This is a genomic window from Mammaliicoccus fleurettii, from assembly GCF_003970575.1.
Lineage (GTDB): Bacteria > Bacillota > Bacilli > Staphylococcales > Staphylococcaceae > Mammaliicoccus > Mammaliicoccus fleurettii.
The window spans coordinates 1-12,739 of the sequence record NZ_RXWZ01000062.1 but is presented as its reverse complement, the minus strand read 5'-3'; the positions used below and the strand labels follow the sequence as shown (position 1 = coordinate 12,739).

Sequence of the window (12,739 nt, the reverse complement as noted above, 5' to 3'; positions counted from 1 at the left end):
CGCACAGTCTACCTCTCTCCATAACTATAAAAAATAGCTATGAAAAAATCTATCGTCATAGATTTCTTCATAGCTAATCTTAGTATGTTTGTTTTGTACAAATGTTTTACAACTTTGCTATAATATAAGAATATTCTGATAAAGGTCGTGACTGAATGAAGGCGAAGGGTTTAAAACGGGGAGATATGTTAGGTGTTGTAGCGTTAGCGAGTCCACCGAACCAAGAACATTTAAAGAATGGCTTGAAACGTTTAGAAGAGAGGTACCAAGTTAAATTTAAGTTAGCGAATAATATTGAACACATTTATGGCCATTTAGCAGGTACAGATGAAGAAAGAATAAAAAGTTTACATGACATGCTAAAAGATGATGAAGTTAAGGGCATCATTTGTGCTTGTGGAGGATACGGCACACCTAGAATTGTGGAGCAAATTGATTACGAGCTTGTTAAGAAATATCCAAAAATTATTTGGGGATACAGTGATATAACTTGTTTGCATAATGCGATTAGACAACAAACAGGTTTGACTACATATCAAGGGCCAATGATTGCTTCTGATATTGGAGATACTTTTAATGAGACATCTATTAAGAGCTTTGAACAGTTATTTGATGGTAAAGATATAACATATCCAACTGATCAATTAACATTTAAAACACTTGTACCTGGACGAGTTGAAAGTGATATTGTTGGAGGTTGTTTATCGTTATTAGTTTCTAGTTTAGGCACTTCGTATGAAATTGATACAAAAGGGAAAATTTTATTTATAGAAGATATTGGTGAAGAACCATATAAAATTGATGGCTTTCTTCAACAATTGAAGTCGGCTGGAAAGTTAGATGATGCTATAGGGTTTATAATTGGTCCATTTACCGATAGTGAACCTAAAAATCCTAAAAAATCGTTAACAATGAATGAAGTTTTGGACTTTTTTATAACGCGTTTAGGTAAACCTGCAGTATATGATTTGAATATTGGACATTGTACACCTCATTTCGCTATACCATTTGGAACGAAAGCAATTTTAGACGTGGATCAAAAATTATTAAAAATAGAATCAGGTGTAAATATAGAATAAAGGGGCAGTATTATGTTTATTACAGATATAAAATATTATAGATACGGGACGTCTTTAAAGAAACCATTCAAAACAGCTCTAAGAACAGTTGAAGTAATAGAAAGTATATACGTTTTTATAGAGACAAATTACGAAGATATAGTAGGGGTTGGGGAAGCTGTACCTACATATGTGATTACTGGTGACACAAAAGGTGGAATTGAAGCTGCAATTGAAGAAGTGTTTAAACCCCTTTTAATAAATAGACAGTTAACGAAAGATTTGTTAGATGAAATACAACAAATAATTGTTGGTAATACAAGTGCTAAAGCAGCAATTGATATTGCACTTTATGATTTATTAGCTCAAGAAGCTGAATTACCTTTATATAAGTATTTGGATCATAACCCAGGAAATAAAGATTTAGAAACATGTTATACAGTTAGTCTGAATGAAGCAAATGAAATGGTTGAAGACGGTTTGAGATATGTCGAAGAAGGTTTTAATCACTTAAAGATAAAAGTAGGGAAAGACAATGTTGAAACTGATTTGAATAGACTGAAGGCTTTGAGAACTTCTTTGCCTAACAATGTCATATTGAGTGCTGATGCTAATCAAGCTTGGGATGAACAAGGTGCGCGATATGCACTAAAACATTTTGATGAAGCAGATTTAGAAATTGAAAGTATTGAACAACCGGTTGGCCGCTATGAATATGAACTTCTTGGTGAATTAACACAATCATTTAATATACCTTTAATGGTAGATGAAAGCTTGTTTAGTACATATGATGCACGAAGATTAGTAGAAGTAGGTGCTAATAATTTGTGGAATATTAAGTTGATGAAGACTGGTGGCATACACGAAGCACTAAAAATTCATGATATAGCACAAAGTGCAGATATACATTGTATGGTCGGATGTATGATGGAGACACATGTTTCTGTAACTGCAGCTTTGCATTTTAGTTTAGCTGCTAAACAAGTAAATCGAGTTGATTTTGATGCGCCTTTAATGGTAGTTGAAAGAGAAATTGAAGGCGGTATTGTATATGAAGGAGCTAAAGTGTCACCGTCAGAAGGATTTGGATTAGGAATAGATAGAAAATCTTTATATAAGAAGGTGAGTTCATGAAAAAATATTGCAGAGTTAATGTAGGGACAATATGGAGAAGTGCAGATAAAGCTAGAGATATTGATAGAGATGGCATAATGTACCCAGCTAATATTCAAAGATGGCTACTAGAACTCAGTCTAAAAGAGAAGCTATCGTTTACAGAAGACAGCAGAATAGATACACAAATATTGTATGGTGAAATGGTTGAAGTTATAGATGAACAAGACGGCTGGAGTTATGTGATATGTACAGAGCAGGCTTCAAAACAACATAAAAAAGGCTACCCTGGCTATATTCCAACTAGCCAACTAAGTGAAATGAAGGATTATCAATCACATCAAAAAGCACGCGTTAAAGTACCGAAAACAACTTTGTTTAATTTAGATTTTACAACAAAGCAAATTCTTTCATTTAATACGGTGTTGCCAGTAACAAATAATAATGATGAATATATTGAAGTAGATACCCCTGAAGGGACAGGTTTAATACATTCAAAAGATATTATTTTAAGTGATGAGCAAGGCACTTTTCTGAAAGGGACAATGCAAGGTGTAATTGAAAATGCCAGACTCTTTTTAGACTTGCCATATTTATGGGGGGGCATGTCTAGTTATGGATATGATTGTTCAGGACTTTGCTACCAAATGTATAAAAGTCAGAATTTCCATATACCTCGAGATGCAGATGAACAGTATGAAGCAATGGAAGATGTTTCTATTGAACAGAAAGCTTTTGAACCTGGTGACCTTCTATTCTTTAGTAAACCAGAAGATAAGGGCTTCTTATCACACGTTGGTATATACATGGGTGATGATATGATGATTCACGCACCTCATACACCGAAAAGTATTGAAATTGTTAAATTAACTGGAAGCTATTATCAAAAAATATTAGTAAAAGCAGCAAGATTATTAGATTTTTAAAATAGATTGGATAATATATGACCCGAATTGGTGAGAGAAATCGATCGCCTTTTTGGGTTTGTTTGTGTTTGATAAAAAACAATAATAATAGAGTGTACCTTCATGTTGGATAATACCTACATCGTTTACGACGTTCCCGTATTCACCTGTTTTAGAATAAAAAGAAAGTGATTCTTCATAGAAAGATTTATAAATAGAAACTTTATCATTCAAATGTTGGTTGTACATAATGTCCATCATTTCTTGTTTGTCGTCGTGTTGCGTAATATAGCGAAGTATTTTAATCATGTCATTGGCTGTCGTAATATTTTGTATACCTTCAGCAATCGCATTTTCATCCATCATAAAACGATTTAGTTCAGTATTTTCGCAATGAAGTGTTTCATTTATAAATAAATTAATATGATGTAAACCAAAATGATTGATTAAAGTGTTTGTAGCTGTATTATCAGACACAACAATCATTAAATAAATTAAGTCATTTATGCTTACATTCTGAGTGTTCATATTTTGTAATACACCACTCCCACCAACAATATTAGATAGTTGTATTTGTTCTTGTCGTTCCTCTTTAGTTGTATGATTGAAAATATAAATCATGATTGGCAGTTTGATTATACTTGCGGACTCAAATATTTCTTCTTGATGATGGTTGGTAAAAATCGTAGAACTTTCATTAGCGAACTCTAGTGAAAGCCCATCGTGGTCTATGAATTCATCTGTTAAAAAAGACATATACAAAACCTCCTTTATCCAATCATACTACATTATAAATATAATATTAATTGTAAGCCTTTACATACTTGTATATACAAGTTATAATTCAGTTAAATAAATATAGGGGGAGTGAGTTCAATGGCTGTGAAAAGAGAAGAGATAAGACAGATCATTGATGCTATAGGTGGACAGGACAATGTTAACGCAGCAACGCATTGTGTTACACGCTTACGATTAGTATTAAATGATGAAAGTAAGGTTAACAAGGAAGCGTTAGACGAAATTGATTTAGTGAAAGGGTCTTTTTCAGCGAATAACCAATTTCAAATTGTAATTGGACCGGGAACTGTTGACGAGGCGTATAAAGTTTTTCAAGAAGAAACAGGGGTTGAAGAAAGTTCGAAAGATGATGTAAAGAAAGCGTCAGAACAAAAAATGAATCCTTTCCAACGTTTAATTAAATTATTAGGTGACGTGTTTATTCCTATCTTGCCAGCAATCGTAACAGCTGGTTTACTATTAGGTTTAAATAATGTGTTAACAGCAAAGGATTTATTTGGTCCTAAACCGCTCATCGAGCAATATCTATGGTTAGCAGATTTTGCGAACATCATTAATGTTATCGCAAGTACCGCATTTATCTTCTTGCCAGCTTTAATTGGTTGGTCGGCTATGCGTGTATTTGGAGGTAGTCCGATTTTAGGTTTAGTATTAGGTTTAATCTTGTTACATCCACAACTTGCTTCTCAATATGATTTGGGCGGCGGTAAATCGAGTGAAATACCTGTATGGCATATATTCGGTTTAGAAATTAAGCAGTTGAATTACCAAGGACAAGTATTACCAATATTATTTGCAACTTGGGTATTGTCAGTTATAGAGAAATTCCTTACAAAACGTGTTCATGATTCAATCAAGATGTTAGTCGTTGGTCCTGTAGCGCTATTAGTCACTGGTTTCTTAGCATTTATTGTAATTGGGCCATTAGCTTTAGGTTTAGGTACACTTATTACAGATGCTATTAAAGCAATCTTTGAAAGTGCAGGATGGTTAGGTGGAGCGGTGTACGGATTGTTCTATGCGCCACTCGTTATTACTGGTTTACATCATATGTTCTTAGCAGTAGATTTCCAACTGATGGGAAGTCCTCTCGGAGGAACATATTTATGGCCAATCGTTGCCATCTCAAATATTTGTCAAGGTTCTGCAGCGTTTGGAGCTTGGGTAGTATATAAACAACGTAAAATGGGTAAAGAACAAGGTTTAGCAGTTACTTCAGGTATTTCAGCATTTCTAGGTGTAACTGAACCGGCGATGTTTGGTGTCAACTTACCACTTAAATATCCATTCTTTGCAGCAATTATTTCTTCAAGTTTATTAGGTGCATTTATTGGAGCTAATAAAGTGTTAGGTAGTGTAGGTGTAGGTGGTGTACCTGCAATCATCTCAATTCAAAGAGAATATTGGGCTGTGTTCGGTATTGCTACATTGATAGCTATGGTATTACCAGCTATACTAACGGTTGTGCTTTCAAACTTTGCAAATGAAAAAGCGAAAGAAATGGTGAAAGAATAATTTATAAAAGGAGTTTACCAATATGGCAGTTTTAGATTGGAAAAAGTCTGTCGTTTATCAAGTGTATCCAAAATCTTTCAATGATACGACTGGAAATGGACAAGGTGATTTAAGAGGAATAATTGAAAAGTTACCTTATTTACAAACTTTAGGTGTTGATTATGTTTGGTTAACACCAATTTATGAATCACCAATGAATGATAATGGTTATGATATTAGTGATTATTATCAAATTAATCCAGATTTTGGCACTAAAGAAGATGTTGAAGAGTTACTTAGTGAAGCGCATAGTCTAGGTATTAAAATTATGTTAGATATTGTTATTAATCATACATCTACAGCTCATCATTGGTTTGTAGAGTCTCGTAAATCTAAAGATAATCCGTATCGAGATTATTATATTTGGAAAGAAGGAACGAAAGACGAGCCGCCTACGAATTGGGAATCAAAATTCGGTGGCAATGCATGGACTTATGATGAACAAACAGAAAGTTATTATTTAAGACTATTCGATGTGTCTCAAGCAGATTTAAACTGGGAGAATGACAAACTTAAATCTGAAATATACGAAATGATCAATTATTGGATTGATTTTGGTATAGATGGATTTAGATTTGATGTTATTAATTTAATATCTAAAGGTGCATTCGAAAATTCAGAAACAATTGGAAAAGAATTTTATACTGATGGACCAAAAGTTCACGAATATTTACAAGAGCTGAATAAACAGACTTTTGGTGATAAAGATATTATGACGGTTGGTGAAATGTCTTCAACTACAATTGATAATTGTATTCAATATACGAATCCTGAGCGTCACGAATTAAGCAGTGTGTTTAATTTTCATCATTTAAAAGTAGATTATAAGAATGGTGAAAAGTGGTCAGACATGAAATTTGATTTTCTTGAACTGAAACGTATTTTAATGGATTGGCAAGTAAACATCGCTAAAGGTAATGGATGGAATGCGATATTCTGGTGTAACCATGATCAACCAAGAGTTGTAACAAGGTTTGGAAATGATACAACAGAAGAAGATAGAGTTAAATCTGGAAAAATGCTCGCAATATCTTTGCATATGTTACAAGGAACACCATATATATATCAAGGTGAAGAAATTGGCATGACGGATCCTAAGTTTACAGACATTAATCAATATAGAGATGTTGAGTCTCTCAATGCTTACAAACTTTTAAAAAGTAATGGCATAGATGAGGAAATGATTATGAAAGTGATTGGACAAAAGTCTAGAGATAATTCTAGAACGCCAATTCAGTGGAATAAACAAGAAAATGCTGGATTTACAACTGGAACACCATGGATTGGTATTCCGAATAATTATAAACACATTAATGTAGAAGCGGCGCTGGAAGATAAATCTTCAATCTTTTACACGTATCAAAAATTAATCAAAGTACGCCATGAACATGATATTATAACTTATGGAGAAATAGAGCCACTTTATATGGAGCATTCAGATTTATTTGTATATAAAAGACGTTTGAATGATGAAGTATGGATAGTTATAGCAAATTACTCTAACCGAGAAGTAGATATCCCAACAGATATCGATTTAGAAGGCGAGATTATGATTGCAAATAACGATTTAAAAGGTAACACACTACAACCATATGACGCATTTGTAGTTAAAGTAAGTGGAAGTTAAGGAATTTTTGAAGGTATAGAGGTGAACCCAATGAACAAGTATATGAAAATCTACCAATCTATCTGTGAAAAAATTATAAATGGTGAATATGCTCATTTACAGCAACTACCTTCAGAAAATGAATTAACAAAAATATATTCAACTTCTAGAGAAACTGTAAGGAAAGCTTTAAATTTATTACAAGAAAAGGGCTATATACAAAAATTACGAGGTAAAGGTTCAGTTGTAATATATGAAGACATCATTCAATTTCCAATTTCGGAAATGATAAGTTTTCAAGAAATTAATCAAAGATTAGGTTTAGACTATGAAACTGAAGTCGAACTTCTCGAAGTAATACGTGCAGAAGAAGTACCAATTGTAAAACATGCTCTTGAACTAAATGATCAGGATAAACTTTGGCATGTTATTAGAACAAGAAAGAAGAACAACAATGTGCATATTATGGATGAAGATTACTTTATATGTAGTGTGATTCCTAAACTAACGAAAGAAGTAGCTTCACAATCAATTTATCGTTATATAGAAAATGAAATGAATGTGGAAATCAGTTATTCAAATAAATCTATTACTTTTGAGAGAATGTCGGATAAAGAGATCGCTTATTTTGGTCATTTAGATCCACCTTTTACAGCAACAGTTAGAGGGATTGTACACCTTAATAATGCTGAACGATTTCAGTATAATATATCTAGACATATTGCAACGGAATTTAAATTTGTAGATTTTTCTCGAAGAGTGATTAATCAAACTCGAATATAAAGAATAGTTTTCTCTTGCCAAATGTAAAGGTTTTGTTGTACTATATAAATTGCCGTGCTAAGTGGGGAGGTAGCGGTTCCCTGTACTTGAAATCCGCTTATGCAGGACTGAATTCCTTTGCTGCGGACATATTATTGTGAGGTCTGCCCTCAGCACGTGGTGTCTGAAGACGTCGGTCCTATGCAATACAAACCCATGAATCATGTCAGGTCCGGAAGGAAGCAGCATTAAGTGGATCATTGTATGTGCCGTAGGGTTGCCGAGGTTTAGCTAACGACTGAGGTTACGCTTGTGATGTTTGTTCAAAGCAAAGGTGCACGGTATTTAAATTTTAAATTATCAAATTAAATATAAATTCAAAAAGGGTGACCGCGGTCGCCCTTTTTCTTATATCAGGAGGATATTATCATACATGACGCAATTACTAATTGGTACTATTGTGGAATCGGAATATGAACTTGCTAAAGAAGTTGTACAACAATCTTTTTTAACAGAAGCGCAATCAAACGGAAAAGAATTTGAGTTAATCGGAAAAATTCGAAAATCGCTAACTTATAACGCTGAACTTGAAGTAGTAGCAAAAACGGAGTCAGGGAAAATATTAGGGCATGCAATGATGTCAGAGGTAACAATAAATTCTGATGAACAAAGTAATACTGTATTAGCATTGGCACCTGTTTCAGTTTTGCCACAATACCAAAATAAAGGTATAGGCAAAGCTTTAATAGAAGCGCTGGAATATAGAGCATATGAAAATGGTTATATAGGTGTTGTAGTACTCGGTCATTCTGAATATTATCGTAAGCTAGGCTATCATATTGCTTCGGACTTTGAGATTTATGCGCCGTTTGAAGTGCCAGATGAGAACTTCATGTTCAAATATTTATGGGACCACCCAACCAAAGAAATAAGAGGTACTGTTCATTATCCTGAATATTTTCAGTAATTTATAATAAGAAGTCAGTATCGATTCGTGATATAATATAAGGTATATCGTATTAAACTTTGGAGGTGCCATTTTGAACTACCAAGCTTTGTATAGAATGTATAGGCCGCAGTCATTTTCAGATGTTGTAGGTCAAAAACATGTCACAAAAACATTAAGAAATGCAATCCAAAAAGAAAAGCAATCACATGCTTACTTATTTAATGGCCCACGCGGAACTGGTAAAACGAGTATTGCTAAAATTTTTGCTAAAGCAATTAATTGTACAGAAAATACAAATGGAGAACCTTGTAATGAATGCGCAATTTGTAAAGGTATTACACAAGGAACAAATTCAGATGTAATTGAAATAGATGCTGCAAGTAATAATGGTGTAGATGAAATTAGAAATATTAGAGATAAAGTAAAATATGCACCAAGTGAATCTAAATTCAAAGTGTATATTATAGATGAAGTGCATATGTTAACAACTGGTGCCTTTAATGCGCTTCTAAAGACACTTGAAGAACCACCAAGTCATGCTATATTTATTCTTGCTACGACAGAGCCTCACAAAATACCACCAACAATTATTTCGAGATGTCAAAGGTTTGATTTTAAAGCGATTCATTCTGGTGAGATAGAAAGTAGATTGGCATTTGTTGCAGACGAACAAAATATTACTTATGAACAAGATGCTTTATCATTTATTGCACAAGTGTCAGAAGGCGGTATGCGTGATGCACTAAGTATTATGGATCAAGCAATCGCATTTGGAGATGGACATTTGTCACTTGAACATGCTTTAAATGTAACAGGTAGTGTAGATAAAGCAGCATTGAACGCGTTATTCAGCGACATTGTAGCTAAAGATATTAAACAGGCTTTCACGAGATATCATGAGTTTATCGCTGCTGGTAAAGAAGTGAATAGACTTGTTAATGATATGATTTATTTCATTAGAGATGCAATTGTAGCCAAAACGACTGATCAAGATGACGAGCAACATGCACTTCATCATATTGATTTAAATACAATGTACAAGATGATTGATTGCATTAACGACACATTAGTTTCAATGCGTTTTGCAATTAACCAAAATGTTCATATAGAAATACTCATTGTTAAGTTAACAGAATTGATTACAAGTAATAACAAAGAACAACCATCAACAGGTGGTCAAAGTAATCAAGTAGCATCAAGTGAAGTAATGAATAAAATCAAACAACTTGAGGAACACGTTCATCAACTTTCACAGAATGGTGGTAGTCAAAAGGCGAAACCAATTGAAAATAAACAGAACATAGGTAGAAAGCAATCTAAACATGTCTTCTCAATTAGACAAATAGAGCGAGTTCTTGATCATGCTAATCGTGATGATTTAAATTTACTAAAAGAAAAATGGCAAGCAGTTATCGAATCGGTTAAAGAGAAAGAACAAAGAGCATTAGTTAGTTTATTGCTGAACTCGGAACCTGTCGCTGCTAGTGAAGATCATGTACTGGTAAAGTTTGATGAAGATATACATTGCGAGATAGTTAACAAAAATGATGAAAAAAGAAATCATATAGAAGCGATTGTCTGTGAAATAGTAGATAAAACTGTCAAAGTAGTTGGCGTACCAAATTCACAGTGGTTACAAGTTAGACAACAATACATTCAATCTAAAAAAGCTAATCCTGCTCAAGATGATACGGTTAAGGAAGAAAAGCCTAAAGAAGCGGATGTCGTTAAAAAAGCACAAGAACTATTTGGTGAGGACACAGTACGTGTTACTGATGAGTAATACATGACATCATCTCCAAAGGTATGTATAATAAATATGACAAAAATTAATTTTCTATAACGAACAAAATAGATATTAGGAGGACGAAATTATGCGCGGTGGCGGAAATATGCAACAAATGATGAAACAAATGCAAAAAATGCAAAAGAAAATGGCTGAGGAACAAGAAAAGCTAAAAGAAGAAAAAATTGAAGGAACAGCTGGTGGCGGAATGGTTACAGTTGTTGTTTCTGGACATAAAGAAATTTTAGACGTAATCATTAAAGAAGACGTTGTAGATCCTGAAGATATAGAAATGCTACAAGATTTAGTATTAGCTGCAACAAATGATGCTTTATCTAAAGCAGACGATGTAACTGCAGATCGTTTAGGTAAACATACAAAAGGTCTTAACATTCCTGGAATGATGTAATGATGTTTTATCCAGAACCAATATCTAAATTAATTGATAGCTTTATGAAGTTGCCTGGGATAGGTCCCAAGACAGCTCAACGATTAGCTTTTCATGTATTAGATATGAAAGAAGACGATGTTGTTCTTTTTGCTAAATCTCTTGTAGATGTAAAGCGAGAACTAACTTATTGTGAAACTTGTGGACACATAACAGATGTATCACCTTGTCATATTTGCCAAGATAAGCAAAGAGATCGTACTGTTGTGTGTGTTGTCCAAGATTCTAAAGATGTTATAGCAATGGAAAAGATGCGCGAATATAAAGGTTTATATCATGTATTGCATGGAGCTATATCTCCAATGGAAGGTATTGGTCCAGAAGATATTAATATTCCTTCATTATTAGAACGACTAAAGAGTGATGAAGTTACCGAAATTATATTAGCAACGAATCCAAATATAGAAGGTGAATCAACAGCAATGTATATATCTAGACTTGTTAAGCCAATCGGCATTAAAACAACTAGACTTGCACATGGATTGCCAGTAGGTGGCGATTTAGAATATGCTGATGAGGTTACACTGTCTAAAGCTATAACTGGAAGAACAGAAATTTAATAATAAACATACAACCTGCTCACATGTAATATGTAGCAGGTTGCTTTCATTTAACTAAAGGTATAGAAAAGAGTGTGGATATGATAAAGGACACAGCGTTAATATTAGAAGGTGGCGGAATGAGAAGTATGTATACAGCAGGTGTATTAGACTTCTTTATTAAAAAAGATTTATATTTTGAATATAATATCGGTGTTTCAGCAGGAGCTTCAATGGCAGCAAGTTACTTATCTAGACAATATAGACGTAACCATCGTGTGACGGCAAAGTATATAAAGGATAAACGATATATTTCCCTTTCCAACTATGTGAAGAGAAAAGAAATATTTGGAATGGATTTTGTGTATCACTATATACCTACTTATTTAGAACCCTTTGATTTTGAAAAGTTTGATCAAGCTGAAGAAGAATTTGTTATTGTAACAACTGACTGTGAAACAGGAGAAGCTGTATATTTTGATAAGAAAGAAACTAAAGATTCTATTTTAACTGCATTACAGGCAACGAGTTCATTACCTATGATGGCAAATCCTGTTCAATACAAAGGATATACTTTATTAGATGGAGGAGTTGTAAATCCTATACCTTTGAATAAAACGATTGAGGAAGGTTATAAGAAAAACGTTCTTATTCTTACAAGACCTAAAGGCTATCGCAAAAAACAAAGTAGATTTTCTAGAGTTTTTAGATTGAGAGCATATCCTAAAGTGAATCATCTCATGGCCATTAGATATAAACATTACAATAAGACATTAGAATGGATAGAAGAGGAAGAAGAAAAAGGGAATTTATTCGTAATAAGACCTTCAGATTCGTTATCAGTAGATAGAATTGAGAAAAATCCTAAGAAATTAGACGCTTTATATAAACAAGGATACAAAGATGCTGAAAGAATATACGATAATTTAAAAGAATATGTTGAGAAATAATCATATTTGAGAACAATGGTTGTTTTGGTGTAATTTTTACGCTTGAGTTCACTAGATTTAGCGTGTATAGTTATATCTTGTGAGCGAGAGATAAATAACACATCAAAACACTTTGAAAATTAATTTTAAAAAGTTATTGACTTCGAATTTCGAAGCGTGTATAATTGATTCTTGTGAGACGAAATGAACATTGAAAACTGAATGACAATATGTCAACGTTAATTCCAATAATTGAGTACTTATAGTACTTCAAAGAGTGATTGGCTTAACC

Annotated in this window: 12 protein-coding genes and 1 other RNA gene; 12 read left to right on the top strand and 1 reads right to left on the bottom strand. The window is 33.4% G+C overall.

Annotated features, from left to right (window positions below; all coding sequences use genetic code 11):
* Positions 1 to 155: 155 nt before the first annotated feature.
* From CD129_RS05405 to CD129_RS05395, 3 genes are read left to right on the top strand one after another with little or no spacing between them, the layout of a single operon-like run.
* Positions 156 to 1,079: a S66 peptidase family protein gene (locus CD129_RS05405; RefSeq protein ID WP_115337885.1), complete on the top strand. Its 924-nt coding sequence runs from the start codon at positions 156 to 158 to the stop codon at positions 1,077 to 1,079.
* Positions 1,080 to 1,091: 12 nt separating this feature from the next.
* The gene (locus tag CD129_RS05400) at positions 1,092 to 2,192 is read left to right on the top strand and encodes a dipeptide epimerase (RefSeq protein ID WP_078357105.1); all 1,101 of its coding nucleotides are present in this window, start codon (positions 1,092 to 1,094) and stop codon (positions 2,190 to 2,192) included.
* Entirely contained in the window at positions 2,189 to 3,097 is a 909-nt protein-coding gene (locus CD129_RS05395; protein ID WP_078357104.1) for a C40 family peptidase, read from the top strand. The genes CD129_RS05400 and CD129_RS05395 overlap by 4 nt, the downstream gene beginning before the upstream one ends.
* Here the strand turns inward: CD129_RS05395 and CD129_RS05390 are convergent.
* A complete protein-coding gene (locus CD129_RS05390; RefSeq protein WP_078357103.1) occupies positions 3,086 to 3,832 on the bottom strand; it encodes a serine hydrolase in 747 nt (248 codons plus the stop codon). The genes CD129_RS05395 and CD129_RS05390 overlap by 12 nt on opposite strands.
* Positions 3,833 to 3,952: 120 nt before the next feature.
* On the opposite strand from CD129_RS05390, the gene treP reads away from it, so the two are divergent.
* The 9 genes from treP to CD129_RS05345 all read left to right on the top strand — a co-directional run bounded on the left by treP (position 3,953) and on the right by CD129_RS05345 (position 12,468).
* Entirely contained in the window at positions 3,953 to 5,389 is a 1,437-nt protein-coding gene (treP, locus tag CD129_RS05385) for a PTS system trehalose-specific EIIBC component (RefSeq protein WP_107509411.1), read from the top strand.
* Between the two features lie 22 nt (positions 5,390 to 5,411).
* Positions 5,412 to 7,055 (top strand): alpha,alpha-phosphotrehalase, encoded by a 1,644-nt coding sequence (gene treC, locus CD129_RS05380; protein ID WP_115337884.1) that lies wholly within the window; start codon positions 5,412 to 5,414, stop codon positions 7,053 to 7,055.
* A 30-nt stretch (positions 7,056 to 7,085) separates the two neighbouring features.
* The gene (treR, locus tag CD129_RS05375) at positions 7,086 to 7,817 is read left to right on the top strand and encodes a trehalose operon repressor (protein ID WP_078357100.1); all 732 of its coding nucleotides are present in this window, start codon (positions 7,086 to 7,088) and stop codon (positions 7,815 to 7,817) included.
* Between the two features lie 52 nt (positions 7,818 to 7,869).
* Positions 7,870 to 8,138, top strand: an RNA gene (ffs, locus tag CD129_RS05370) — signal recognition particle sRNA large type.
* Between the two features lie 91 nt (positions 8,139 to 8,229).
* A complete protein-coding gene (locus CD129_RS05365; RefSeq protein ID WP_078357099.1) occupies positions 8,230 to 8,763 on the top strand; it encodes a GNAT family N-acetyltransferase in 534 nt (177 codons plus the stop codon).
* Positions 8,764 to 8,836: 73 nt separating this feature from the next.
* Positions 8,837 to 10,528: a DNA polymerase III subunit gamma/tau gene (dnaX, locus tag CD129_RS05360; RefSeq protein WP_115337883.1), complete on the top strand. Its 1,692-nt coding sequence runs from the start codon at positions 8,837 to 8,839 to the stop codon at positions 10,526 to 10,528.
* A 91-nt stretch (positions 10,529 to 10,619) separates the two neighbouring features.
* A complete protein-coding gene (locus CD129_RS05355; RefSeq protein ID WP_078357097.1) occupies positions 10,620 to 10,940 on the top strand; it encodes a YbaB/EbfC family nucleoid-associated protein in 321 nt (106 codons plus the stop codon).
* A 2-nt stretch (positions 10,941 to 10,942) separates the two neighbouring features.
* On the top strand, positions 10,943 to 11,539 hold the full coding sequence (recR, locus tag CD129_RS05350; protein WP_078357248.1) for a recombination mediator RecR: 597 nt from the start codon (positions 10,943 to 10,945) through the stop codon (positions 11,537 to 11,539).
* A gap of 80 nt (positions 11,540 to 11,619) precedes the next feature.
* Positions 11,620 to 12,468: a patatin-like phospholipase family protein gene (locus tag CD129_RS05345; protein ID WP_115337882.1), complete on the top strand. Its 849-nt coding sequence runs from the start codon at positions 11,620 to 11,622 to the stop codon at positions 12,466 to 12,468.
* The last annotated feature ends 271 nt before the right edge of the window (positions 12,469 to 12,739 follow it).